This is a genomic window from Brachybacterium ginsengisoli (assembly GCF_002407065.1).
Taxonomy (GTDB): domain Bacteria; phylum Actinomycetota; class Actinomycetes; order Actinomycetales; family Dermabacteraceae; genus Brachybacterium; species Brachybacterium ginsengisoli.
The window spans coordinates 1,074,855-1,099,391 of record NZ_CP023564.1 but is presented as its reverse complement, the minus strand read 5'-3'; the positions used below and the strand labels follow the sequence as shown (position 1 = coordinate 1,099,391).

Genomic DNA, 24,537 nt, shown 5'->3' with positions numbered 1-24,537 from the left:
ACGTCGCGTGAGGGTCAAGCGGGATCCTCGAGCCGGGCGATCAGCCGCTTCGGGGCGACCGTGCGATAGGACTCCTCGATCAGCTCGGCGAGCTCGTCCTGCTCGGTGCGCTCGTCGAGGTCCAGCCCGATCCAGCCGGAGGGTCCGAGGTAGGCGGGGAGGAAGCCGCGCGGGTCCTCGGCGAGCGCGCGGGTCTCCGCCGCGGGGAGATGCAGCAGCACCGACTGCTCGTGCGCGATCCACTCCCCGCCCGCCTTCACCGAGCCGCCGTAGTAGCAGTGGACCTTCACGGTGTGGAAGGCGGGCCGGCCGTGGCTGATCTTCTCCTGCGCCCCCGGCAGGGCGAGGGCGATCGACCGCACGAGCTCGAGCACCGGATCGTCGTCGTCGAACATCTTCGGATGCGCCATGGGAGCATCCTCCCCCGCGCCCGGTCACGGGGCCAGGGCCGCGCCGCCGTAGGCTGGGCGGATGAGCATTCCGCTGCTGGTCGACTGCGACACGGGGATCGATGACGCGATCGCCCTGACCTATCTCTCCACGCACGCCGACGCCGAGATCGCGGGCATCGTCTCCACGGGCGGCAACGTCGAGGTCGAGATCGTGCACCGCAACAACCTGGTCCTCGCCAAGCTGCTGGGGATCGCCGCGCCGATCGCGCGTGGTGCGGATCGGCCGCTGGTGCAGGAGCCGATGTACGCCGATGACACCCACGGCCCGGGAGGTCTCGGCCATGCGGTGCCGCCCGCTCAGACCGGCGCCGGCGATCCCCGCAGCGGAGCACAGCTGTGGGTGGATCTGGTCCGGGAGCGACCCGGTGAGCTGGTGGGCCTGGTGCTGGGCCCACACACGAACCTGGCCCTGGCGCTCGAGATCGAGCCCGAGCTGCCACGGCTGCTGAAGCGGCTGCACGTCATGGGCGGAGCGATCAACCACCGCGGCAACACCGGCCCCACCAGCGAGTGGAACATCGCCGTGGACCCCGAGGCGGCTCAGCAGGTGATCACCGCTTTCACCGGGGCCGCGCAGCGACCGGTGATGGGCTCGCTCGAGGCGACCGAGGCCGTCCGCTTCACCCAGGGCACCCTGGACCGGATCGTCGCCCTCGCGGCGCGCACCGGCCACCCGGTGGCCACGATCCTCGGCGATGCACTGCGCTTCTACTTCGAGTTCCATGAGGCCGACGGCTTCGGCTGGATGGCGCACGTGCACGACCCGCTCGTCGCCGCGCACGCCGTGACCGGCGACTTCGCGAGCACCCGCCCGCTCGCGGTGGACGTCGAGCTGGCAGGCACCCTGACCCGGGGCCAGACGGTCGGCGACGAGCTGGGCCGCTGGGGCAGGGAGCCGAACCTCGATGTGCTCACCGAGGTGCGCGCCGCGGAGTTCGTCGAGCATCTGCTGGCGACCCTGGAGGCCGGGCTCGCACGTTCCGCGACGGCCTGAGCGCGGGTCGACCGCGGCGACGCGAGCCGCCGCGCCGCCCCGGGGCCGTTGAGGCGCCCCGGGGCGCCACCGCTCACCGCTCGAGCGTGGTGACCTCGACCGTGAAGCAGCGGCGCGAGCCCTTCTCGCCGCGCGAGGCGCGCCAGCCGGTGCAGGTGACCGATCCCGCCGCGGCATCGTCCTCGTAGGAGACGAGCACGGAGCCGGGAAGCGTCACCGGGGCGTCGAAGGAGACGTCCCAGCGCAATGGCCGCGAGAGGTCCACCCGGGACTCGGTGAAGGCGCGCGAGGCGGTGTACATCCCGTGCGCGATGGCCCGCGGGAACCCGAACGCCCTCGCGCTGAGCGCGGAGAGATGGATCGGGTTGACGTCGCCGGAGACCGCGGCGTAGCGACGACCCGCATCGGCCGGCAGCGACCAGCGGCCCGAGGGCCGAGGCGGCTCGAACTCGCGCCGCTCCTCGGTGGCCGACGGGGAGGTGCCCGAGGACTCCCCCGCACCCGGCTCGCCGCCGCCTCGCACGAGGTAGGTCGACACGTCGGTGGCGATGATCTCGCCGTCCTCGCCGAGGATCGTGGAGACCGCCTCGAAGGTGCGGCCCTTGCGATGGGGGCGCAGATCCCGCACCCGGCATTCGACGTCGACCAGCTCGCCGACCTGCACCGCGCGGTGCTGGAGGATCCGGTTGCGCAGGTGCACCAGGCCCAGCAGGGCGAAGGGGAAGTCGCGCCGGGCCATCAGCGCCAGCGAGACCGGGAAGGCGAGCACATGGAGCACGCCGGGGTGGACCAGGTCGGTGGCCGGACCGCCCATCAGATGGTCGAAGTCGCGAGAGCGCTCGGCGTCGATCCGCACCTTCCGCACCCGATAGGCGACCTGCGGGAGGATGGGCCCGCCGGTGCCGCCCCGCCGGCCTCTGGCGGAGCGCGGGTCGAGGGCCGCGGCGTAGATCGCGGGGAACGAGGGGACGTCGGAGAGGTCGGTGATCCTCTCCTCGCCGATCGTCCCCTCGGCGCGCCCGGGAGCAGTGCGGGCGTCGGCGGAGCTGCGTGCCATGCCGCTCACCTCCCCACCATGTTCTGGCCGCACACGCGCAGGGTCTCGCCGCGGATGCCTCCGGCCTCGTCGGAGCAGAGGAAGGAGATCGCCTCGGCGACGTCGACCGGCAGGCCTCCCTGCTGGAGGGAGTTCAGGCGGCGGGCCACCTCGCGGGTCAGGGCGGGCATCTTCGCGGTCATCTCGGTCTCGATGAACCCGGGGGCGACCGCGTTGGCGGTGCCGCCGAGGGCCTCGAGCCGGGCGGCGAGCGCCCCGACGAACGCGATCACCCCGGCCTTGGAGGTCGCGTAGTTCGTCTGCCCGCGGTTGCCCGCGATGCCGCTGGTGGAGGCCAGGGAGACGACGCGCGGCGTGGCGCCGAGCACGTCCCCGGCCTCGATCAGCGCCTCGGTGAGGGTGATCTGGCTGGAGATGTTCACCGCGAGCACCGGGTCCCAGCGGTCGGGGGTCATGTTGGCCAGCAGCTTGTCGCGCGTGATGCCGGCGTTCAGCACCACCGCGTCCAGGGTCAGGCCCCGTTCACGGAGGAAGGCGACCAGCCGCTCCCCCGCTCCGGCGGAGGTGACGTCGAGCTGGATCGGCACCGCGCGCAGCTCGTTGGCCAGGCGCGAGAGCTCCGTGCCGGCGCCGGGGACGTCCAGCACCACGAGCCGGGCGCCGTCGGCCGCGAGGGTGCGCGCGATCGCCGCGCCGATCCCGCGGGCCGCACCGGTCACCAGCGCCGTGCGACCGGCCAGCGGCAGCGAGCGGTTCTCCGTCGCACTGCCCGCCGCGCTGGAGACGGTGAGGAACTGGCCGGTGATGAAGGCGCTGCGCGCGGAGAGGAGGAACCGCAGGGCTCCGAGGGCGCCCGGGGCGTCCAGCGGGGTCCCGTCCTCGACGAGGATCCCGTTGGCGGTGCCGCCGCCGCGCATCTCGTGGGCGAGGGAGCGCAGGAAGCCCTCGACGCCGCCGCGGGCGGCGGCCTGGGCGGGGTCGGAGTCGTCGGCGGGTCGGGAGATCGTGACCACCCTCGCGCCCGGGGCGAGCGTGCGCATCGCTCCGGCGAGCGACAGCACGATCGGGCCGATCTCCGCCGGGGTGGAGATCTCGTCGAGCACCACGATCACCGAGCCGACGCGTCGGATCTCCTCGAAGCGACGGCGCACGTCGGCGCCCTCCTCCAGCAGGAGGTGGGCGACCCTGTCGGCGCCGTCGGAGGCGCCGAGCACCACGACCGGGCCGAGCACCGGCTCGGGACGGTCCTCACGGCGCAGCAGCCGGGAGGGTCGGGGCAGGCCCAGCTGCTTGGCCAGGGCTCCGCCCGGGGCGGAGCGGACGAAGCGGGTGTAGGCATCGGTCATGGGGACCTCCTGGTCGGGATGCGATCGCGGGACGGTCCGGGCGTCCGCGCGCTGTGGGGTGTCTGTGGCGGGCTGCGGGCGAGGGTCAATCGGTGACGGACTCGAGCAGCACGACGGTTCCCTGCCCGGCGGCGGCGCACACCGAGATCAGGCCGCGCTGGACGATCCCGGTCTCGAGCGCCCGCTGGTGCAGGAGCTTGGCCAGGGTCGCGACCAGTCGACCGCCGGTGGCGGCGAAGGGGTGTCCCGCGGCGAGGGAGGACCCGGCGACGTTGAGCTTGTCGCGGTCGATGCTGCCCAGCGCGCCCCCGCGACCCAGCCGCTCGCGGCAGAACTCCTCGGACTCCCACGCCTTCAGGGTGGTGAGCACCGTGGAGGCGAAGGCCTCATGGATCTCGTAGAAGTCGAGGTCCTGCAGTGCCAGGCCGTTGGCGTCGAGCAGCTCGGGCACCGCATAGGCGGGGGCCATCAGCAGCCCCTCCGCGCCGTGGGCGAAGTCGACGGCGGCGCTGCGGGCATCGACCACACGGGCCAGCGGGGTCAGTCCGTGCTCGTGGGCCCACTCCGCGCTGCCCATGAGCACCGAGGAGGCGCCGTCGGAGAGCGGGGTCGAGTTCCCGGCGGTCATGCTCGGCTCGGCGACCTGCGGGGACTTCACGCCGAAGACGGGCTTGAGCGAGCCGAGCTTCTCGAGCGTGGAGTCGGAGCGCAGGTTCTGGTCGCGGGACAGGCCGCGGTAGCCGGTGACCAGGTCGTCGAAGAAGCCGGCGTCGTAGGCGGCGCCGAGCTTCTGGTGCGAGGCGAGGGCGAGCTCGTCCTGCTCCTGGCGGGTGACGCCCCATTCGGCGGTGGTCTGGGCCTGGTGCTCGCCCATCGAGAGCCCGGTGCGGGGCTCGCCGTTGCGCGGCGGGACCGGCGCGAGGTCGGCCGGGCGGATCGCGGAGAGCGCCGTGACGCGCTGCATCGCGGTCTTCGCGGCGAAGGCGCGGTGGAGGATCCGGCGCAGTCGCGGGGTCACCTCGATCGGGGAGTCCGAGGCGGAGTCCACGCCGCAGGCGATGCCGGAGTCGATCTGCCCCAGCTGGATGCGGTTGGAGACGTGGATGACGGTCTCGAGGCTGGTGGCGCACGCCTTGGACATGTCGATCGTGGGGGTGCGCGGGTCCAGCGGGGTGCTCAGCGCGCTCTCGCGGGTGAGGTTGAGGTCCCCGGCGAGCTTCAGCACGGCGCCGCCGGCGATCTCGCCGAGCTTCTCGCCCTGCAGGCCGAAGCGGGCCACGAGGCCGTCGAGCGCAGCGGTGAGCATGTCCTGGTTGGAGATCCCGGCATAGGGTCCACCGGAGCGGGCGAAGGGGATCCTGTTGCCGCCGAGGATGAGGGCGTCGCGCGGGAAGTCGGTATGGGTCACTGGGTGCACCTCTTCGTGGTCACTGCTGTTCTTCGTGGTCACTGCGTGTCAGGGGACTACGGGTCATGGAGACGTCAGGGGTTCGGATGCCGCCGGATCGTCGGTCCGGCGGGCTTCGGTCCTGCAGAGGACTTTACATAGAACCGACGGTACTTGATACCCTAGGTTCCGTGAACGCGACGACGCAAGCCCCCGTGGACGGCCGATCAGCACGTTGGGCCCGCCACCGGGCAGAGAGACGTGCCGAGCTGCTCGATGTGGCCAGGCACCTCATCCATGAGCAGGGGCCGGACGTGACGATGGAGGACATCGCCGCGGCCTCCGGCACCTCGAAGTCCATCGTCTACCGCTACTTCGAGGACAAGGCGCACCTCCAGCGCGAGCTGGGCCGCAGCATCCTCTCCACGATGCACGCCAAGCTCCTCGAGGAGATCCGCGCCCTGGAGACGAGCATCGGCCGCGAGGCCGGGGCCGACGAGCGCATCCACGCGATGATCCGCGCCTACGTCGAGACCGCCCAGCGCTCCCCCGGGGTGTACCGCTTCGTGACCCGCCCCAGCGACGGCCTGAACCACTTCCTCGCGGCCGTCTCCCGCCTGGTGACGACCTTCCTGCCCGCCGAGATCCCCGCTCCGCAGGTCTGGGCCCACGGCGCCGTGGGCTTCGTCGAGCGGGCGGTCGACACCTGGATGACCGACTTCGAGACCCGGGAGGCCGGCGAGGACCCGTCGGCCTCCGAGACCGGGCTCCCGACGAACGACGCCCGACCCGCTCCGCTCTCCGCCGACCAGCTGGTGACCCATCTGGTCACCTGGCTCATGAAGGGACTGCACGCATGACCACCGATTCCCGCACCACGCCCACCTCAGCGCCCTCTCCCGCACCGGTCCTCGCCGACCCCACCGGACCCATCCCGGTGCTTCCCGGCGGGTCCGACCACCTCGACGTCGAGCTGGTCTCCGAGGCCCTGCTGGGCCGATGGGCCGACGCCCGGCTCGCCGCCCGTGAGCGCGCCACCCGCCCCGAGCTGCATCGCCCGATGGACGCCACCGTCGCCGAACATCGCGAGCGCGTCTTCGAGCAGCTCAAGGTCCTGGTCGAGGACGACGTCTCCCGACCGATGCTGCCCGAGCACCTGGGCGGCCCCAACGACAACGGGGCCAACGTCGCCGGCTTCGAGGAGCTGGTCGTCGCCGACCCCTCGCTGCAGATCAAAGCCGGTGTGCAGTGGGGGCTCTACACCTCCGCGATCATCCAGCTCGGCAGCGAGGAGCAGCAGCGGGCCTGGGTGCCCGCCGCCATGAGCCTGGAGACGCCCGGCGCCTTCGCCATGACGGAGATCGGCCACGGCTCCGACGTGCAGTCCCTCGCCACCACCGCCACCTTCGACCCCGACGGCGGGGAGGACGGCGAATGGGTGATCAACACGCCCTTCCGCGCCGCCTGGAAGGACTTCCTGGGCAACGCGGCGATCCACGCGCGGGCGGCGACGCTGTTCGCCCGACTGATCACCCGGGGCGTCGACCACGGCGTGCACTGCTTCTACGTGCCCGTCCGCGACGCCGAGGGGAACCTGCTCCCGGGCGTCTCGAGCGAGGACGACGGCGAGAAGGGCGGCCTGAACGGCATCGACAACGGCCGTCTCGCCTTCGACCACGTGCGCGTCCCGCGCACCAACCTGCTCAACCGCTACGGCGATGTGGCACCCGACGGCACCTACTCCTCGCCCATCGAGTCCCCGGGACGACGCTTCTTCACCATGCTCGGCACGCTCGTGCAGGGCCGGGTCTCCCTGGACGGCTCGGCGATCCGCGCCAGTGAGCTGGCGCTGCACATCGCAATCACCTATGCCACCCAGCGCCGCCAGTTCAGCGCCGCGGACCCCACCCGGGAGACGGTGCTGATGGACTACCAGGCGCATCTGCAGCGCCTGCTGCCGAAGCTCGCAGCCACCTATGCGGGCGCCTTCGCCCACGAGCAGCTGCTGCAGGCGTTCGACGACGTCTTCTCCGGCCGGGAGGACGATCCCGAATCGCGGGAGGACCTCGAGACGCTCGCCGCGACCCTCAAGCCGACCTCGACCCGCCTCGCGCTGGACACCATCCAGGAGTGCCGCGAGGCCTGCGGGGGCGCGGGCTTCATGGCCGAGAACCAGCTGGTGGGTCTGCACCAGGATCTCGACGTGTACGCGACCTTCGAGGGCGACAACACCGTCCTGCTGCAGCTGGTCGCCAAGCGGCTGCTCTCCGACTACACCGATGAGCTGCGCACCGTGGACCGGGCCGGGATCGGCCGCTTCATCGCCCAGCGCGCCGAGGTGCTCGCCAAGCGCCACACCCCGTGGGCCCGTCTCGGCCAGAGCGTCGCCGACCGCGGCAACTCCCGTCGGGCCTTCGACTCGATGCGCCAGTCCGATTTCCAGGAGGAGATGCTCGCCGACCGCGCCCGCGTCAAGGTCGAGGAGGTCGCGCTCGCCCTGCGCGGCGCCGCACGGATGAGCCCGGCCGACGCCGCCTCCGAGGTCAACAAGCACCAGGTGGAGATGCTGGACGCCGCGCGCGCCCACGCCGACCTGGTCCGCTGGCGCGCCTTCACGGCCGGCATCGAGGCGCTCGAGGGTCCCGGCGCCGAGGGTTCCCGTGCCGTGCTCACCGACGTGCGCGACCTCTTCGGACTCACCGCGATCAACGACGACCTGGCCTGGTTCCTGCTCGGCGGCATGATCTCCACGCAGCGCGGCCGCCAGATCGAGAGCGACCTGCGCCGGCTGCTGTGGCGCCTGCGCCCCCATGTCCTCGACCTGGTCGCAGCGTTCGATGTGCGGCCCGGTCACGTGCGCGCCCCGATCGCGCTCGGCGGCGAGCAGGAGCGTCAGGACGAGGCGGCGGCGTACTTCCGTGCGCAGCGGGCCAGCAGCGACTCCCCGGTCAGCGAGAAGACGCTGCGCGACCAGGAGAAGCGGGCCCGCCGCGCAGAGGCCCGGCGCGACGGGAAGCGCGACACCCGGCGCTGAGCACCCGCCCGCTCCCTCCGCGCAGGAGGGAGCGGACGGGTGCAGGCGGAGCGGGTGCCGCCTTGGTCTCACCAGACGCCTCGGCGCGCCCCACCCCGTCGCTCGCTCGTAGACTGGGAGGAGCGCGTCGGGCCCGTCGGCCCGCCGCTCCCCCAGCCCTCGTGACGAACGGACCCGAACCCGCGATGACCGCTGAGAACGCCCCCGCCCCCTCGCAGGCACCGGCCGCGGAGGTCGACACGGTCGATCACGCCGCCGCGACCCCCGACCAGGCCCAGCCCTTCGCGGAGCTCGGCCTGAAGGCGGACGAGTACGAGAACATTCGCCAGCTGCTGGGGCGCCGCCCCACCAACGCGGAGCTCGCCATGTACTCGGTGATGTGGTCGGAGCACTGCTCCTACAAGTCCTCCAAGAAGCACCTGCGCACCTTCGGAAAGCACACCACCGAGAAGATGCGCGAGAAGCTCCTGGTGGGCATGGGCGAGGACGCCGGCGTGGTCGACATCGGCGACGGCTGGGCGGTCACCTTCAAGGTCGAGTCCCACAACCACCCCTCCTACGTGGAGCCCTACCAGGGTGCCGCGACCGGCGTGGGCGGCATCGTCCGCGACATCATCTCCATGGGCGCGCGCCCCGTCGCCGTCATGGACCAGCTCCGCTTCGGCGCGATCGACCACCCCGACACCCAGCGCGTGGTCCACGGCGTGGTCTCCGGCGTGGGCGGCTACGGGAACTCCCTCGGCCTGCCGAACATCGGCGGCGAGACCGTCTTCGACGCCGCCTACCAGACCAACCCGCTCGTCAACGCTCTCGCCATGGGCGTGATGCGCCATGAGGACATCCGCCACGGCGCCGCGACCGGCGCCGGCAACAAGGTGGTCCTCTTCGGCGCCCGCACGGGCGGCGACGGCATCGGCGGCGCCTCCATCCTCGCCTCGGAGACCTTCGAGGAGGACGGCCCGGTCAAGCGCCCGAGCGTCCAGGTGGGCGACCCCTTCATGGAGAAGGTCCTCATCGAGTGCTGCCTCGAGCTGTATGCGGCCGGCACCGTCGCAGGCATCCAGGACCTGGGCGCCGCGGGCATCTCCTGCGCGACCAGCGAGCTCGCCGCCAACGGCGGCTCCGGCATGCACATCCACCTCGAGGAGGTGCTGCTGCGCGACCCCACCCTGAACGCCGGCGAGATCCTCATGAGCGAGTCGCAGGAGCGCATGATGGCCGTGGTGAGCCCGGACAAGCTCGCCGAGTTCCAGGCGATCGCCGCGAAGTGGGACGTCGAGGCCGCGGTCATCGGCGAGGTCACCGGCGACGGCCGCCTCACCATCGACCACCACGGCCACCGCATCGTGGACGTCGACCCCGCCACCGTCGCGATCGACAGCCCGGTCTACGACCGCCCCTACGCGCGCCCCGACTGGCAGGACGCCCTCCAGGCGGACACCGCCGAGGCCCTCTCCCGCCCCGGCACCGCCGAGGAGCTCGCGGCGACGCTGCGCACGCTGATCGCCTCCCCGAACCTCGCCTCGAAGGGCTGGATCACCGACCAGTACGACCGCTACGTCGGCGGCAACACCGCGCTCGCCATGCCCGACGACGCCGGCGTGCTGCGGGTCGACGAGGAGACCGGACGCGGCGTCGCGCTCGCCACGGACTCCAACGGCCGGTACACCAAGCTCGACCCCCGCACCGGCGCCCAGCTCGCGCTGGCGGAGGCATACCGGAACGTCGCCACCTCCGGCGCCGTGCCGCTCGCGATCACGGACTGCCTGAACTTCGGCTCCCCGGAGGATCCGGGCCCGATGTGGCAGCTGGTCGAGGCGATCGGCGGCCTCGCCGAGGCCTGCGAGACCCTGGGCGTGCCCGTCACCGGCGGCAACGTCTCCCTGTACAACTCCACCGGCGAGCCCGGGAAGATCGATTCCGCGATCCACCCGACCCCCGTGGTCGGCGTGCTCGGCGTGTTCGAGGACGTCGCCCGTCGCACGCCCTCCGGCTGGCAGGACGAGGACCTCTCGGTGCTGCTGCTGGGCACCACCCGCGAGGAGCTCTCCGGCTCCGCCTGGGCCGACGTGGTCCACCAGCACCTCGGCGGGCTGCCGCCGCAGGTCGACCTCGAGGCCGAGCGCTCGCTCGCCGCGGTGCTCATCGCCTCCTCCGACGAGGGCCTCGCCGCCTCGGCGCACGACCTCTCCGAGGGCGGCCTCGCCCAGGCGCTGGTCGAGTCCGTGACCCGCTTCGGCACCGGTGCGCAGGTCGATCTCGCCAGCCTGCTCGAGCGCGACGGCGTGGACCTCGCCTCCGCCCTGTTCTCCGAGTCCCAGGCCCGGGCGCTGGTCGCCGTCCCCGCCGGGCACGAGGAGCGCCTCACGGCCCTGGCCGACGAGCACGGGGTGCCGGTGCTGCGCCTCGGCGCCACGACGGGGAGCGCCCTGGCGATCGAGGGCGTCGGCAGCTTCGCGGCGTCCGAGCTGCGGGAGCTGCGCGAGGGCACCCTGCCCCGCTACTTCGGCTGATGAGGCGGGGTGCGGCAGGGGCCCGGTGAGCTGACCCCACGGCAGCGCCTCGCGCTGGATGCGGCGAAGCTCTACTACCTCGGCGGCATGTCCCAGCAGGCCGTCGCCGAGGCGCTGCACCTGTCGCGCCCGCACGTCTCGAAGCTGCTCGCCAGCGCCCGGGAGCAGCGCTTCGTCCGCACCGTCGTCGCCGATCCGCGGGAGTCGGACCAGACGCTCCTGACCACGCTCCGGGACCGCTACGAGCTGACCGACCTCCGCCTCGTGGTGCCCGTGGGCCGCGGCCCCATGGACCGACGGCGGGCGCTCGGGACCGGGGCCGCGGAGATGCTCGACAGCCACGCCACCTCCGATCGCGACGTGGTGGGCTTCTGGTGGGAGGGCGCCGGCCAGGTGGTGCTCGAGGCGATGGTCCGGATGCGCCTGCGACCCCACGCCCTGGTGCAGCTCGACGGGGCGGGACCGGACGGCGCTCCGGATGCGGCGCTCAGCGCCTTCGCCGCCCGCACGGATCTGCCGCTGCACACCCTGCAGGAGCCGATCCTGCACCGGACGGTGGCGGCCCGCCTCGAGGCGGAGACCTCCCCGCAGACCCGACGGATCCTCACGCTGCAGGCGGACTGCGACATCGCGGTGTTCGACGCCGGGCTGCCGAGCGCCTCGGCGCTCAGCGAATCTCCGCTGGTGAGCGAGGAGGAGCGCGGACTGGTCGCCGAGCAGGCCGTGGGCAGGATCTGCGGACGGTTCATCGACGCCGAGGGGCGGGTGGTCGCGCCGTCGCTCAGCCAGCGGGTGAGCGGACCGACCCTCTCGGATCTGCGCCGGATCAAGCGCACGGTGCTCGTGGCCTGCGGGACCGAGCTGATCCCCGTGATCCGCGCAGCTCTGGGGAACCGCTATGCGAACCATCTGGTGACCGATGTGGAGACCGCCGAGGCACTCGCCGCCTACGCCTGACCCGCCCCGAACTGGCACATATGTGCCGTTTCTCCGTTGTCCTCCTCCTCTGCGGGGCCTTGACTGAGGGCCGGACAAAGGAGTTTGACGTGAACGACGCATCATTGATCGACCACACGCTGCTGGCCCCCGATGCCACGGCGGACCAGGTCGCCGCACTGTGCCGAGAGGCCATCGACGACGGGTTCCTCACCGTGTGCGTGAGCCCCACCCGAGTCGCCCAGGCGGCCGAGCAGCTCGCCGGACAGCCCCCGCTGGTGTGCACCGTGGTCGGCTTCCCCTCCGGGGCCCACCTCAGCGCCGTGAAGGCGGCGGAGACCGCGGCCGCCGTCGCCGACGGCGCCGACGAGATCGACATGGTCCTCTCGCTCGGAGCGGTCAGGGACGGCGACTGGGAGGCTGTCCGCGCCGACATCGCGGCGGTCGTCGAGGCCGCCGGGGACGCCCTGGTCAAGGTCATCCTCGAGACGGCGCTCCTCAGCGAGGACGAGATCACCCGCGCCTGCGAGGCCTCCGAGCAGGCCGGTGCCGGCTTCGTGAAGACCTCGACCGGCTTCGCCGCCGGCGGGGCGACCGTCGAGGCGGTCGCCGCGATGCGCGCCGCCGTCGGCGACCGACTGGGGGTGAAGGCCTCGGGCGGGATCCGCACCGCCGAGGCGTTCCAGGCCATGGTCACCGCCGGAGCGAACCGGATCGGGGCCTCCGCCGGCGCGACCCTGCTGGGACGGTGAGCGACGTGGCAAGCACCAGCACCGATCCCCGTCCCGCACCGCAGGAGGAGGGCGTCGCCAACACCTCCTGGGGCCTCATCAAGGACCGCTCCCGTCAGCTCCGCGACGGCTATCTGGACCGCACACCGCGGTTCCAGTTCATCCTGCTGTCGATCTGCTTCCCCATGTGGGGCATGGCGGCGAGCATGAACGACATCCTCATCGCGCAGTTCAAGGCCGTCTTCACCCTGTCGGACTTCGCCTCCGCCTTCGTGCAGTCCGCGTTCTACGGCGGATACTTCCTCCTCGCGATCCCCGCCAGCCGGGTCATCCGCCGCACCAGCTACAAGACCGGCCTCCTCATCGGGCTGAGCGTGTACGTGCTGGGCTGCGTGCTGTTCTTCCCCGCCTCGCAGGTCGCCACGTACGCGGTGTTCCTCGGCTCGCTGTTCTCGATCGCGATCGGCCTCTCCTTCCTGGAGACCTCCGCGAACACGTACTCGTCGATGATCGGCGAGCGCTCGACGGCGACCCTGCGCCTGAACGTCTCGCAGACCTTCACCGCCGTCGGCTTCCTCGGCGGCGCGGTGATGGGCAAGTTCCTGGTCTTCACCGACGGCGATGCGCTGCACGCCCGGATCGCCGCCGCCCCCACGGAGGCGGCACGGATGGCGATCACCTCCGAGGCCCTCGGGCGGACCCTCGGCCCGTACAAGCTCATCCTGGTGATGCTCCTGGTGCTGATCGTGCTCATCGCGATCACCCAGTACCCGCACTCCAAGCCGCTGCGCGAGGACGCGACCGAGGCCAAGGCCTCCATCGGCGAGACCCTCTCGCATCTCCTGCGCAACCGCCTGTTCTGCGCCGGGATCCTCACGCAGTTCCTCTACGTGGGCATGCAGACCGCCCTGTGGTCCTTCACCATCCGCCTCGCGATGGACATGGATCCGAGCGTCAACGAGCGCACGGCGGCGAACTACCTGATCGCAGCGTTCATCGCCTTCTTCATCGGCAAGTTCGTCGCCAACATCCTCATGACGCGGATGAATGCGGACCTGGTGCTGGTGGGCTACGCGAGCCTGGGCCTGCTCGCCATCCTCTACGTCGCCTTCGTCCCGAGCTTCACCGCGGTGTACGCGGCGATCGTGGCCTCGGCGCTGCTGGGTCCGTGCTGGGCGACCATCTTCGCGCGGAACCTCGACGTGATCGAGGACAAGCGGTTCACCGAGACCGGCGGGGCGATCATCGTCATGTCGATCATCGGCGGCGCCGTGGTCCCCGCGATCCAGGGCCTCGTCTCGGACCTGCTGGGCTCGATGCAGCTGAGCTTCCTGGTGAACCTGCTCTGCTTCGGCGCCGTGCTCGTGTTCTTCGGCCACCTGTACCGCCGCGGCGTCGCACAGGATGACGCCGCCCCCGCGGAGGTGCGCTGACATGGCGTTCACCCTCGAGCTCCGACGCGAGGACTTCGGCGAGGCGGAGCGCACGGTGTGCACCGGCGGCGAGTGGACCGTCACCGCGCGCCGGTACCGCACCGGCGTCGAGTCCCTGACCCTCCGGAACTCCCGCGGCCATCTGGAGGTGCTGCCCTTCCTCGGCCAGATCATCTGGGACGCCGTCTTCGACGGGGAGTCGCTGCGGATGAGCAGCATGTTCGAGGAGCCGCGGAAGGTCTCGCAGATCGTGGAGACCTACGGGTGCTTCGCGTTCCACTCCGGCCTGCTCGCCGCCGGCTGCCCCTCCCCTGAGGACACCCATCCGCTGCACGGGGAGTTCGCCTGCGCCGACATGGACTCCGCCGAGCTCGTCCTCGACGAGGACTCCCTCACGATCCGCTCGACGCGGGAGCACGTCATGGGCTTCGGCGACCACTACCGCGCCGTGCCCGCGGTGACGATGCGGGCCGGATCGGCGCTGTTCGACATCGACCTCGAGGTCACCAACCTCTCCTCCTACGCGCCGATGCCCCTGCAGTACATGTGCCATCTGAACTACCGGTTCCTCCCGGGCGCGACGATGACCCAGGAGATCCCCGAGGGCGGCTTCCGCCTGCGGGAGAGCATCCCGGCGCACGTGACCCCGACCCCGCACTGGGAACGGCTGAACGAGCGCCTGCGCAGCGGCGACATCGACGCCGACAGCCTGGTCGACGCAGAGGACTTCGATCCGGAGATCGTCTTCTTCGCCGACGACCTCCCCACCGGGGACGGGCCCCTCACCTTCCGGATGAGGAGCTCGGAGGACTTCGAGTTCCTCACCCGGTTCGACCCCGCGCTGCTCCCCACCGCCACCCGCTGGATACTGTCGAACCCCGACCAGCAGGTCGCGGCGTTCGTGCTCCCCGCCACGTCGCGCCCCGAGGGCCGGCTCGCCGCGCAGCGCAGCGGCACCCTGATCGACCTCCCGGCCGGTCACAGCGCGAAGTACTCGGTGACCACCGGACTGGTCGCCTCCCACGAGAAAGAGAACTCCTGACATGTCGATCGCCGTCATCGGGTCCAACATGGTGGACCTGATCTCCTACATCCACCGCATGCCCTCCGAGGGCGAGACCGTGGAGGCCCCCGGATTCGCCATGGGATGCGGGGGGAAGGGCGCCAACCAGGCGATCGCGGCTGCCCGCCTCGGCGCTGAGATCGTCATGGTCACGCGCGTCGGGAACGACGTCTTCGCCGAGTCGACGCTGAAGAACTTCGAGGACCACGGCATCAGCACGAAGCATGTGCTGCGCACCGAGGCCACCTCGGGGGTCGCCCCGATCTTCGTCGATCCGGAGTCCCACAACGCGATCATCATCGTCAAGGGCGCCAACGCGCTGCTGACCCCGGAGGACGTCGAGTGGGCCCGCGAGGACATCGCCCGATGCAGCCTCATCGTCCTGCAGCTCGAGATCCCTCTGGAGACCGTCTACGCGGCGGTCGCCCTCGGGGAGGAGCTCGGCATCCCCGTGCTGCTCAACCCCGCTCCCGCCTCCCCCGAGCTCGACCTCACCCGGATCTCCGGGGTGGAGTTCCTGGTGCCCAATGAATCCGAGCTCGAGCTCCTCACCGGCATGCCCGTCGCGAGCCTCGAGGACATCACCAAGGCGACGGACGTGCTGGTCGCCGCCGGCATCGCCAACGTCATCGTCACGCTCGGAGCCCGCGGAGCGCTCTGGGCCCATGCGGGCGGTCAGCAGCTCGTGGACGCTCCCACCGTGGAGGCCCTCGACACCACCGGCGCAGGGGATGCCTTCATCGGATGCTTCAGCACCACCTGGGTGGGCTCCGACGACGTGCTCGCGGCCGTGCGGGCCGGCACCGCCTACGCCGCCGACTCGGTCACCCGGCAGGGCACGCAGACCTCCTACGCCTGGGCCGAGGAGTCGCAGCCGGCCTGACCCGGTCAGCTCCTGCCGTACAGCAGCTCCGCCTCGGCGCGCTTGGCCCGGACCAGGTCGGCGGCGGAGTCCGGCTCCTCCAGGGTCGCGAGATCCAGGACCGGCCCGGTGCCGTCCTGGATCTCCCATCGGCTGCCGCCCTCGACCAGGGAGCCGTGCTTGACGTCGTAGTAGCCCGGACGGGCGCTCAGCGCGATCCCCCGCGCCCCGTGGAGCGAGGCCACGAGGTGGTGATGGAAACGCGTGGTGATCCAGATCTGATGGGCCGCGGGTGCGAACTCCCCGCGCCAGAACGTGGTGAAGGGGAGGAAGCCGTCCTCCGCGACGAGATCCTGCAGCCGGGCAAAGCCCGCGTGGTCCCCGCCGGGCAGCGCCTCCACATACCGGACCCGGTCGCGGGGGATGCCGGAGGCCTCGACGGTGCGTCGCACGTGGCCCAGCAGGCGCTCGAAGGCGTTCTCGTCGATCACGTCGGACTGCACGCACAGCACCAGCTCCGTCGGGGCGGAGCGATCCGGCACCGGCACGTCCTGGACCAGATAGGCGTCGTCGACGCCCCGCGCGATGCCGAGGTGCTCGGCGCTCGGGGCGTCGCGCACGCTGACGTGGTCGAATCCTGCGAAGGTCTCCGCGCCGACGGGAGCCAGGCCCTGGCCCGTCGCGATCAGCGGGGCACCGCTGATCCGGGCCGCGGCACGCAGGGCGGTGACCAGCAGATCGTTCTGCGGCCACACCGCGTTGACGAAGCCGCCGCCCAGCAGATGCAGGCTCCCCGCCTCCCGCAGGGCCAGCAGCGGGGCGTCGTACAGCGGTGTGCCCAGGGTGGTCACGATGTCCTCGACGCTGCGCCGGGAACCGTGCAGGGAGTCCTCGACGGTGCGGAACACCGCGTCGGTCACGCGGAGACGCGGGTGGATCCCGCCGAACAGGGCGCTCGCGGTCCCCGGGCGGCGGCAGTCCAGCCAGACCTCGTCCTCGGGACGGTTCCTGGCCAGATGCTCGAGCCAGCGCCGGGCGATCAGCTCGTCCCCGTAGTTCGGGTAGGTGGCCATCGAGACCAGATAGAGCGGCGCGTGCAGAGGGCCCGGACGGGGCAGCTCCACCTCCGGGACGTCGTTCTCGGCCGCGGCGGCCGCGCGGCGGCGTCGGGATCCGAACATCTCAGGACCTCCCGGTGAGCGCCATCCAGCGGATCATGAAGGCCGCCATCTGGTCCCGCGTGATCAGGGCGTCGGGGCGGAAGGTCCCGTCGCTCCAGCCGCGGCTGATGCCGGAGGTCGCCATCCAGCCGATCTCCGCGGCGAAGACGTGGCTGCGCGGGACGTCGACGAACTGGTCCGCCGCGGAGGGGCTCGCCGGTGGTTCGCCGGCGGCCCGGTAGAGGAAGGCGGCGACGGCATCGCGCTTGACGGGTTCGAGCGGCCGGAAGACGCGGCTGCTGCCGCTCCCCCACCCTTCGGTGATCCCTTCGGAGTACGCCCAGCAGATCTCCTTGTAGAAGACGAAGCTCGGATCCACGTCGCGGAAGGGCGAGGTCCTCGGCGGCGTGTACGCCGGTGCCCCCATGGCCCGATGGAGGAACACGATCATCGCGTCGCGCAGGTTCTCGCTGTCGGGCCGGAAGGTGCGGCTGCTGCCGCTCCCCCACCCCTCCGTGATGCCGGCGGCGAAGAGATCCTGGATCTCCAGGAAGAACACCCGCTCCGGGGCGACGTCGCTGAAGCTGGGGCGGACGAAGCGGACCGCGCCCTTCTCGAGCGCGGCGGTGCCGTTCTCGAACGGCTGGATGCGGCGGTCGCCGTCCTGGGAGACGCTGCGGGTGGGGCGGCCCCAGGCCGAGCCCCATCGGGCCCCGAACGGGGTGGCGTAGCCGTACGCGGGGCCGCCCTCCTGGAGCACGAGACCGGCGGTGAGCTGCGTGGCGGTGTACTTCCCGGTGCGATGGGCGCTCCGGACCACGGTGCCGAGCGCCGCGGCACCGCCGGCGCCCTCGAAGGCCCAGAGGTGCTCCTTCCAGCCGCCGTCGAGGAAGCCCTGCGCCTCCCCGCGCAGCGCACCGAAGCGGGCATAGAGGCCGTCTCCGGGGCACGCGGTGTAGTTGACGTCGCGGTGCCCGAACATCCGCGGCAGCGAGACCCTGGTGCCCGTGGAGTGCTTGGTGTTCTCGACGGTGCTCCAGGACGAGGTGCCGGTGACGCTGGTGCGGAAGGTGCTCAGCAGCTTCCAGCCCACGAGCTGGGCGAGGGCGACCATCGCGGCCCGCGGCGGCGGCGAGCTCGAGTAGTCGCCCATCACCGAGATGCCGAAGGCCCCGGTGTTGAAGCCATAGGCGTGCGCGCCCACGATGTTCCGCTGCAGTCCGCCGCTGCGCCCCTCGAACACCTGGCCGTGCTTCGAGATCAGCAGGTTGTAGCCGATGTCCGCCCAGCCCAGGGTCACCGTGTGGTACCGCAGGATGCCCCGCACGATCTGTGCGGACTGCGCGGAGGTGTAGTCGTTGGTCCCGGCGGTGTGGTGGACGACCACGGACTTGAGCTCGTCGGCGGCGCTGGTCCCGCGGACCATCGACTCGTCCGCTCCCCAGGCGGCCCGGGAGGTGAAGGACGGGGCGCCCACCAGTGCAGGGGTCGCCGGGTTGGCGGCGGCGGCCGTGCTCATGGTCCGCTGCTGCGCCGCGGGCTGGGCCTGGTCGGCGAGGGTCCCGCTGCTGTACTCCGCGGAGGCGGACAGCGGCAGGACGTCCTCGTCCGCGGTGGTCGGTGAGGTGGTCACGACGTGGGCGACCAGCTGTTCGGTGATGTCGGCGCCGTCGAGCTCCGCCAGGATCTGCAGCGCGGAGACGACACCGATCCACCCCGCCTCGGTGCCGGCCACGGCCTCGCCGGTCTCGGGATCCTCGGCAGTCTCCAGGGGCAGCCAGGGGGTCCACTCGCCATCGGCGTCGATCCCCCGCACCAGCACCTCGGGGGCGTCGAGATCGGTGGGCCAGGTGACGCCCACCATCGTGGCCGGCTGCTCCGGGAGATCCCGGACCTGCACGTCATCGGCCTCGACGAGCTGGACCTCGGCGAGCGGGACGTCGAGGATGCGCGTCTCGCCGTCGGTGACCGTGGGGTCGGCGAGGGCCGGGGCGACGGTGAGCCCGACGGACAGTGCGGGGACCGCGGCGGCCGTGACGGCGAATAGGGTGCGACGGGCGAGGACGACCGGCGGAGGGAGGTCGGCGGCCGGACGGCGGGACGAGGACAGCTGGGGCATGAGGACAGCTCCGGGTCGACGAGGCGGGAAGGGGCTCCCGGGATCACCGTGCACCGGCATGGCGTCCGAGGAGGTCAGCTCTCCCTCGCAACGCTAGTGCACCGTTCCCCGCCGGCCCCTGCGACGCGGTCACGATTCGGCGAAGAAGCGCCGGGGCGCGCGGACCCTGCGGCGCAGGTCCCCTCCTCCATGTTCCCCGCCTGCGCGCCGCGGTCCGGGAGCCGGTCAGATCACCCGCGTCCAGCGCCACAGGAACGCCGCCATCTGATCCCGCGGCACCCGGTTCAGCGGCCGGAACGTGCCGTCGGAGTATCCGCGCGAGATCCCGGTCTTCGCGAGCCAGCCGATCGCGGTGGCGTAGCCGCTGGTCGCCGCGACGTCGGAGAACTGCGCGGCATCCGCCGGGGAGGCCGGGGGCGATCCGGCCGCGTGGTACAGGAGCGAGGCGACCGCGCCGCGCCGGATCGTCTCCGCCGGGCGGAAGGTGCCATCGGTGAAGCCGATCGAGATCCTCTTCGCCGCGGCCCAGCACACCTCCTTGTAGAACGAGTGGCTCGTGGGGACGTCCGAGAACGGCGAGGTGCTCGGCGGGGTGAAGGCCGGCGATCCCAGCGCCCGGTAGATGAACACCACCATGTGGTCGCGCCGGGTCAGCTCCTCGGGACGGTAGGTGGTGCCCCCATAGCCGTGCACCACGCCCGCGTCGACGAGGTCGTTGATGTCGAAGTAGTAGGCGCGCCCCGGCGGGACGTCCTCGAACTTCGTGGGGGCGAAGCGCCGGTATCTGCCGTTCAGCGCCGACATCCCGTACGAGAACGCCTGCACCACCCGGTCGCCGTCCTGGTACGGCTTCCCGGCGGGCCTCCCCCAGGAGGACTGCCAGGACGTCGCCGTGGGACAGACGTAGGCGCTCGCGCCGCCGCCCTGGTCGATCACGAGCCCTTCGGTCAGCACCGTCGCGTTGTAGGGGCCCGTGCTGTGGGCGCTCTTGACGACGGTGCCGAGGACCGCGGATCCTCCGGCGCTCTCGAAGGCCCTCAGGTGCTTGGTCCAGCCGGAGTCCGAGGCGCTCTGCGCCTCCGTGCGGATCGTGCCGAACTGCCGGTAGAGGTTCAGGCCCGGGCACTCGGTGTAGTTCACGTCGCGGTGCCCCATGATGCGGGGCAGCGAGACGGTCTGCCCTGCTGGGAACCGGGTTCCGGTGCCGGGGGTCCAGGAGGCCTTCGCGGTGACGGCGGGCTGGAAGGTGCTCAGCAGCTTCCAGCCGGCGATCTGGGCGATCGCCCGACGCCCGGCGCTGGGCAGGGTGGTCGAGGAGTAGTCCCCGAGCACCGAGATGCCGAAGCTGCCGGTGTTGAAGCCGTAGGCGTGCGCGCCGACGATGTTGCGGTGCAGGCCGCCGCCGCGGCCCTCGAAGACCTGGCCGTACTTGTCGACCAGGATGTTGTATCCGATGTCGGACCATCCCAGGGTGCCCACGTGGTAGGCCTGGATTCCGCGCACCAGCTGGGCGGACTGGCTCGCGGTGTAGCTGTTCGTCCCGGCCGTGTGGTGGATGACCACGGCCTTGAGGCGGTCGGCGCTGCTGGTGGCGCGCACCGAGGACTCGTCCGCACCCCAGGTCGCCCGGGAGACGAACGAGGGCGCCCCGGAGCCGAGCCGCGGAGTGGCCGGGTTCTTCGCGGCCGTCGTCGACATGGTCGACATGGTCGACATGGAGCTGGACTGCTCCTCCTGGGTGATCGTCGCGTCGGGCCCGGTCAGCTGCGGCGTCTCCTCGTCCGCCGGGGCGGCGGAGGTGGTGATCACGTGGGCGACGAGGGATTCCGTCACGTCCTCGCCGTCGAGCTCCGCGCGGATCCGCAGGGCGGAGATCTCTCCCGTCCATCCCGCCTCGGTCCCGGCCGCGGCCTCCCCCGTCTCCGGATCCTCCGCCGTCTCCAGCGGGATCCACGGCGACCATTCCCCCTCGAGACTCAGGCCCTGGACCTGCACCTCCGGAGCGTCGGAGTCCGCCGGCCAGGTCACGCCGACCATGGTCGCCGGCTGCTCGGTCAGCTCGCGGGCGACGGCTCGATCGGCCTCGACCAGCGGGACGTCCGCGAGCGCGATGTCGACCACGCGGGTCTCCCCGCCGGAGACGGTCGGGTCGGCGAGAGCGGGAGCGGCGCTCAGCACCGAGCCGGCAGCCGGGACCAGGGCGGTTGCCGCGGAGACGGCCAGCACGGCCCGGCGGGACGGTGCGCGGGACGGCGGCGCCTCCGAGGGCGGCGTCGCATCAGACGCTGCCGGGCGGGGGACGGGGTGTCGTGCGGACATGGACTGCTCCGGTTCTCCGAGTGCTGAGGCGGAGTCCGATCGAGTGGGTCCAGCACGAGCCGAGGCACGCACGTCGTGCGATCGGGCGGCGATGCCCGGATCGCCCTCGGCGGGCTCCGGGGCCACCGTAGTGCGTCTGCTCCCGACGGGTCGCAGAATCCCGGTCACGATCGAGCGTCGGTCGCGACGTCCCGTCAGGGAGTGCGCTGCCGACGCGGACTGGGGCCGCCCACCGCGGGCTGCGCCGCCCCACCGGCGAGGCCCCTGTGCAGAGACCGAGCGCGAACACACCGAGGGCGGGCCCCGGGATCTCTCCCGGTGGCCCGCCCTCGGTGTGGTGCGGTGTCAGACGCGACTCAGGCGTCGGCGTCCTCGTCCGCGGCCGGCTTCGCGTTGACGAAGCCCGCGGCCTCGGCGGCCTCCGCGGTGCGGAACCAGACCTCGGCGACGGTGCGGTCGTACCAGGGCGACTCGGGGGTGTGGAACTTCATCGAGTCCTCGTTGCCCTTGATGTCGAAGCCCTCGGGCGGGGTCTCGCCCTTGTAGGAGTCCTCGCCGTACGGCGCGGTGCTCTCCTCGACGGCGGCGGTGTCCTCGGCCGTGGACGCGTTCTTCGCGGCGCCCTCGGCCTCCTTCACCACGGCCTGCTTCGGGGAGTACTCCTCGGTGACGAGCTCGATGACCGCCATGGGGGCGTTGTCGCCCTTGCGGGGGGCCACCTTGGTGATGCGGGTGTAGCCGCCGGGACGCTCCGCGAAGGTCGGTGCGATCTCCTCGAACAGCGTGTAGACGACACCCTTGTCACGCACGGTCTGCATGACACGGCGACGAGAGGCGAGATCGCCCTTCTTCGCCTGGGTGATGAGGCGCTCCGCGTGGGGACGAAGGCGCTTGGCCTTGGTCTCCGTGGTGGTGATCGCCTTGTGACGGAACAGCTCGGTGGCGAGGCTGGCGAGGATCATCCGCTCATGTGCGGGGGATCCGCCGAGGCGCGCACCCTTGGTGGGGGTAGGCATGGTCGTTCTCCTTGAAGAAAATGAAGGTCAGTACTGGTCGCCGAAGTCGTCGGAGTAGGAATCCAGGGCCGACGGGTCGAACCCGGCGGGGGAATCCTTCAGCGACAGACCGAGGTCGGCGAGCTTCGCCTTGACCTCGTCGATGGACTTCTGGCCGAAGTTGCGGATGTCGAGCAGATCGGCCTCGGAACGGGCGGTCAGCTCGCCGACGGTGTGGACACCCTCGCGCATCAGGCAGTTGTACGACCGCACCGTGAGGTTGAGGTCGTTGATCGGCAGCGCCAGATCGGCGGCGAGAGCCTGATCCGTGGGCGACGGGCCGATCTCGATGCCCTCCGCCTCCTGGTTCAGCTCGTGCGCCAGACCGAACAGCTCGACCAGGGTCTTGCCGGCCGAGGCCACCGCGTCACGCGCGGAGATGGCCGGCTTGGTCTCGACGTCGACGATGAGCTTGTCGAAGTCGGTGCGCTGCTCGACACGGGTCGCCTCGACCTTGTAGGTCACCTTGAGGACCGGCGAGTAGATCGAATCGACCGGGACCCGGCCGATCTCTCCGTCGACACCCTTGTTCTGCGAGGCGGAGACGTAGCCGCGACCGCGCTCGACGATCAGCTCGATCTCCAGGCGGCCCTTCTCGTTGAGGGTCGCGATGTGCAGGTCGGGGTTGTGGATCTCCACACCGGCCGGCGGGGTGATGTCGGCGGCGGTGACGCGACCGGCTTCCTCACGACGCAGGTACATCACGACGGGCTCGTCGTTCTCCGAGGAGACGACGAGGTTCTTGATGTTGAGGATGACCTCGGTGATGTCCTCCTTGACGCCGGGGACGGTGCTGAACTCGTGCAGCACGCCGTCGATGCGGATCGACGTGACCGCGGCACCGGGGATGGAGGACAGCAGCGTGCGACGCAGGGAGTTGCCGAGGGTGTAGCCGAAGCCGGGCTCGAGCGGCTCGATGACGAACCGGGAGCGATTCTCCGACACGACCTCTTCGGTCAGCGTGGGGCGCTGTGCAATGAGCACTGTGGATCCTTTCCGCGAGCGTCCGCCATATGACGCTCAGAAGGGGGCGGTGGGCCTAGAAGGTGAGTGGTGTCCAGGGTGCCGGGCGCGGGATGCCCGCGTGCGGCACGCGACGACCGGGGCGGAGCGGTGAGGCTCCGACCCGGTCGGCGAGGTCAGACGCGGCGGCGCTTGGCCGGGCGGGTGCCGTTGTGCGGCTGCGGGGTGACATCCTGGATCGAGCCGACCTCGAGGCCGGTCGCGGTGAGCGAGCGGATCGCGGTCTCGCGGCCGGAGCCCGGGCCCTTCACGAAGACATCGACCTTCTTCATGCCGTGCTCCTGCGCCTGGCGGGCAGCGGCCTCGGCGGCCATCTGCGCGGCGTAGGGGGTCGACTTGCGCGAGCCCTTGAAGCCGACCTGGCCGGCGGAGGCCCAGGAGATGACAGCACCGGTCGGGTCCGTGATGGACACGATGGTGTTGTTGAACGTGCTCTTGATGTGGGCCTGGCCGTTGACGATGTTCTTCTTGTCCTTGCGGCGCGGCTTGCGCGCGGCGGCCTGACGGGTCTTGGTTGCCATTCGGCAGAACTCCTCTGGTGGATGTGGGGTGCGCCGGATCCCTCAGCGGCGCGAAGTGACTGCGGGCTCCCCTGCGGGGGAAGCCGGGCGGCCTCTCAGCGGGGAACGCTGATCAGCGAGCCTTCTTCTTGCCGGCGACCGTGCGCTTCGGACCCTTGCGGGTGCGCGCGTTGGTCTTCGTGCGCTGACCGTGGACGGGCAGGCCACGACGGTGACGCAGTCCCTGGTAGCTGCCGATCTCGACCTTGCGGCGGATGTCCGCGGCGACCTCGCGTCGCAGGTCACCCTCGATCATGTAGTTCTCTTCGATGTGATCGCGCAGCTTGACGAGGTCCTCGTCGCTGACCTCGCGCACGCGCAGATCGCCGGAGACGCCGGTTGCGGCGAGGGTCTCCAGGGCGCGGGTACGACCCATGCCGAAGATGTACGTCAGGGCGACTTCGAGGCGCTTCTCGCGCGGAAGGTCCACTCCCACCAGACGTGCCATGTGCAGATTCTCCTACTGTCTCGGAGGCCTGATCCGATCCCTCGT

At 71.5% G+C, this 24,537-nt stretch carries 20 protein-coding genes; 9 read left to right on the top strand and 11 right to left on the bottom strand.

The window, feature by feature from the left end:
- Positions 1-14: 14 nt before the first annotated feature.
- Positions 15-410 carry an MmcQ/YjbR family DNA-binding protein gene (locus CFK41_RS04805; protein WP_096798645.1) on the bottom strand — a complete coding sequence of 132 codons (396 nt, stop codon included), beginning with the start codon at positions 408-410 and terminating at the stop codon, positions 15-17.
- A gap of 61 nt (positions 411-471) precedes the next feature.
- On the opposite strand from CFK41_RS04805, the gene CFK41_RS04800 reads away from it, so the two are divergent.
- Positions 472-1,446, top strand: coding sequence for a nucleoside hydrolase (locus CFK41_RS04800; RefSeq protein WP_096798644.1), 975 nt, complete (start codon positions 472-474; stop codon positions 1,444-1,446).
- Positions 1,447-1,519: 73 nt separating this feature from the next.
- Here CFK41_RS04800 and CFK41_RS04795 read toward each other — a convergent pair whose 3' ends face one another.
- The 3 genes from CFK41_RS04795 to CFK41_RS04785 form a co-directional block, all read right to left on the bottom strand.
- Complete coding sequence (locus CFK41_RS04795; protein WP_096798643.1) at positions 1,520-2,503, bottom strand: MaoC/PaaZ C-terminal domain-containing protein; 984 nt, start codon at positions 2,501-2,503, stop codon at positions 1,520-1,522.
- 5 nt (positions 2,504-2,508) lie between these two features.
- Positions 2,509-3,849, bottom strand: coding sequence for a 3-oxoacyl-ACP reductase (locus tag CFK41_RS04790; RefSeq protein WP_096798642.1), 1,341 nt, complete (start codon positions 3,847-3,849; stop codon positions 2,509-2,511).
- Between the two features lie 85 nt (positions 3,850-3,934).
- Complete coding sequence (locus CFK41_RS04785) at positions 3,935-5,257, bottom strand: acetyl-CoA C-acetyltransferase (RefSeq protein ID WP_096798641.1); 1,323 nt, start codon at positions 5,255-5,257, stop codon at positions 3,935-3,937.
- A gap of 299 nt (positions 5,258-5,556) precedes the next feature.
- Between CFK41_RS04785 and CFK41_RS04780 the strand changes: the two genes are divergently transcribed.
- The 8 genes from CFK41_RS04780 (at position 5,557) to rbsK (ending at position 15,829) form a co-directional block, all read left to right on the top strand.
- Entirely contained in the window at positions 5,557-6,096 is a 540-nt protein-coding gene (locus CFK41_RS04780; RefSeq protein ID WP_407641147.1) for a TetR/AcrR family transcriptional regulator, read from the top strand.
- Positions 6,093-8,270, top strand: a complete 2,178-nt coding sequence (locus CFK41_RS04775; RefSeq protein WP_096798639.1) for an acyl-CoA dehydrogenase family protein — start codon at positions 6,093-6,095, stop codon at positions 8,268-8,270. Before CFK41_RS04780 ends, CFK41_RS04775 begins: the two co-directional genes overlap by 4 nt.
- A 185-nt stretch (positions 8,271-8,455) precedes the next feature.
- Positions 8,456-10,783, top strand: a complete 2,328-nt coding sequence (gene purL / locus CFK41_RS04770; RefSeq protein ID WP_096798638.1) for a phosphoribosylformylglycinamidine synthase subunit PurL — start codon at positions 8,456-8,458, stop codon at positions 10,781-10,783.
- A 9-nt stretch (positions 10,784-10,792) separates the two neighbouring features.
- Positions 10,793-11,740 carry a sugar-binding transcriptional regulator gene (locus CFK41_RS04765; RefSeq protein ID WP_096798637.1) on the top strand — a complete coding sequence of 316 codons (948 nt, stop codon included), beginning with the start codon at positions 10,793-10,795 and terminating at the stop codon, positions 11,738-11,740.
- An 89-nt stretch (positions 11,741-11,829) separates the two neighbouring features.
- Complete coding sequence (gene deoC, locus CFK41_RS04760) at positions 11,830-12,471, top strand: deoxyribose-phosphate aldolase (protein ID WP_096798636.1); 642 nt, start codon at positions 11,830-11,832, stop codon at positions 12,469-12,471.
- 5 nt (positions 12,472-12,476) lie between these two features.
- On the top strand, positions 12,477-13,883 hold the full coding sequence (gene fucP / locus CFK41_RS04755; RefSeq protein ID WP_096800938.1) for an L-fucose:H+ symporter permease: 1,407 nt from the start codon (positions 12,477-12,479) through the stop codon (positions 13,881-13,883).
- A 1-nt stretch (position 13,884) separates the two neighbouring features.
- Positions 13,885-14,925 carry an aldose 1-epimerase family protein gene (locus CFK41_RS04750; protein ID WP_096798635.1) on the top strand — a complete coding sequence of 347 codons (1,041 nt, stop codon included), beginning with the start codon at positions 13,885-13,887 and terminating at the stop codon, positions 14,923-14,925.
- A 1-nt stretch (position 14,926) separates the two neighbouring features.
- Positions 14,927-15,829: a ribokinase gene (gene rbsK / locus CFK41_RS04745; protein ID WP_096798634.1), complete on the top strand. Its 903-nt coding sequence runs from the start codon at positions 14,927-14,929 to the stop codon at positions 15,827-15,829.
- A gap of 5 nt (positions 15,830-15,834) precedes the next feature.
- On the opposite strand, the gene CFK41_RS04740 is transcribed toward rbsK, so the two are convergent.
- The 7 genes from CFK41_RS04740 to rpsM all read right to left on the bottom strand — a co-directional run bounded on the left by CFK41_RS04740 (position 15,835) and on the right by rpsM (position 24,492).
- Positions 15,835-16,989: a polysaccharide pyruvyl transferase family protein gene (locus CFK41_RS04740; RefSeq protein WP_096798633.1), complete on the bottom strand. Its 1,155-nt coding sequence runs from the start codon at positions 16,987-16,989 to the stop codon at positions 15,835-15,837.
- Between the two features lies 1 nt (position 16,990).
- Positions 16,991-19,087 (bottom strand): S-layer homology domain-containing protein, encoded by a 2,097-nt coding sequence (locus tag CFK41_RS04735; protein WP_169928786.1) that lies wholly within the window; start codon positions 19,085-19,087, stop codon positions 16,991-16,993.
- Between the two features lie 225 nt (positions 19,088-19,312).
- Positions 19,313-21,406, bottom strand: a complete 2,094-nt coding sequence (locus tag CFK41_RS04730) for an S-layer homology domain-containing protein (protein WP_151904676.1) — start codon at positions 21,404-21,406, stop codon at positions 19,313-19,315.
- 356 nt (positions 21,407-21,762) lie between these two features.
- Positions 21,763-22,422: a 50S ribosomal protein L17, sunset domain variant gene (rplQ, locus tag CFK41_RS04725; protein ID WP_096798630.1), complete on the bottom strand. Its 660-nt coding sequence runs from the start codon at positions 22,420-22,422 to the stop codon at positions 21,763-21,765.
- 27 nt (positions 22,423-22,449) lie between these two features.
- A complete protein-coding gene (locus CFK41_RS04720; RefSeq protein ID WP_096798629.1) occupies positions 22,450-23,445 on the bottom strand; it encodes a DNA-directed RNA polymerase subunit alpha in 996 nt (331 codons plus the stop codon).
- Between the two features lie 155 nt (positions 23,446-23,600).
- The gene (gene rpsK / locus CFK41_RS04715; RefSeq protein ID WP_062947608.1) at positions 23,601-24,005 is read right to left on the bottom strand and encodes a 30S ribosomal protein S11; all 405 of its coding nucleotides are present in this window, start codon (positions 24,003-24,005) and stop codon (positions 23,601-23,603) included.
- Positions 24,006-24,117: 112 nt separating this feature from the next.
- Positions 24,118-24,492: a 30S ribosomal protein S13 gene (gene rpsM / locus CFK41_RS04710; RefSeq protein ID WP_096798628.1), complete on the bottom strand. Its 375-nt coding sequence runs from the start codon at positions 24,490-24,492 to the stop codon at positions 24,118-24,120.
- Between the last annotated feature and the right edge of the window lie 45 nt (positions 24,493-24,537).

Excerpts from the sequence above, each read along its gene's own strand:
- CFK41_RS04805 (WP_096798645.1), bottom strand. The coding sequence starts at position 410 with ATGGCGCATCCGAAGATGTTCGACGACGACGATCCGGTGCTCGAGCTC.
- CFK41_RS04800 (WP_096798644.1), top strand. The coding sequence starts at position 472 with ATGAGCATTCCGCTGCTGGTCGACTGCGACACGGGGATCGATGACGCG.
- CFK41_RS04795 (WP_096798643.1), bottom strand. The coding sequence starts at position 2,503 with ATGGCACGCAGCTCCGCCGACGCCCGCACTGCTCCCGGGCGCGCCGAG.
- CFK41_RS04790 (WP_096798642.1), bottom strand. The coding sequence starts at position 3,849 with ATGACCGATGCCTACACCCGCTTCGTCCGCTCCGCCCCGGGCGGAGCC.
- CFK41_RS04780 (WP_407641147.1), top strand. The coding sequence starts at position 5,557 with ATGGAGGACATCGCCGCGGCCTCCGGCACCTCGAAGTCCATCGTCTAC.
- CFK41_RS04775 (WP_096798639.1), top strand. The coding sequence starts at position 6,093 with ATGACCACCGATTCCCGCACCACGCCCACCTCAGCGCCCTCTCCCGCA.
- purL (WP_096798638.1), top strand. The coding sequence starts at position 8,456 with ATGACCGCTGAGAACGCCCCCGCCCCCTCGCAGGCACCGGCCGCGGAG.
- CFK41_RS04750 (WP_096798635.1), top strand. The coding sequence starts at position 13,885 with ATGGCGTTCACCCTCGAGCTCCGACGCGAGGACTTCGGCGAGGCGGAG.
- rbsK (WP_096798634.1), top strand. The coding sequence starts at position 14,927 with ATGTCGATCGCCGTCATCGGGTCCAACATGGTGGACCTGATCTCCTAC.
- CFK41_RS04740 (WP_096798633.1), bottom strand. The coding sequence starts at position 16,989 with ATGTTCGGATCCCGACGCCGCCGCGCGGCCGCCGCGGCCGAGAACGAC.
- CFK41_RS04735 (WP_169928786.1), bottom strand. The coding sequence starts at position 19,087 with ATGCCCCAGCTGTCCTCGTCCCGCCGTCCGGCCGCCGACCTCCCTCCG.
- CFK41_RS04730 (WP_151904676.1), bottom strand. The coding sequence starts at position 21,406 with ATGTCCGCACGACACCCCGTCCCCCGCCCGGCAGCGTCTGATGCGACG.
- rplQ (WP_096798630.1), bottom strand. The coding sequence starts at position 22,422 with ATGCCTACCCCCACCAAGGGTGCGCGCCTCGGCGGATCCCCCGCACAT.
- rpsK (WP_062947608.1), bottom strand. The coding sequence starts at position 24,005 with ATGGCAACCAAGACCCGTCAGGCCGCCGCGCGCAAGCCGCGCCGCAAG.
- rpsM (WP_096798628.1), bottom strand. The coding sequence starts at position 24,492 with ATGGCACGTCTGGTGGGAGTGGACCTTCCGCGCGAGAAGCGCCTCGAA.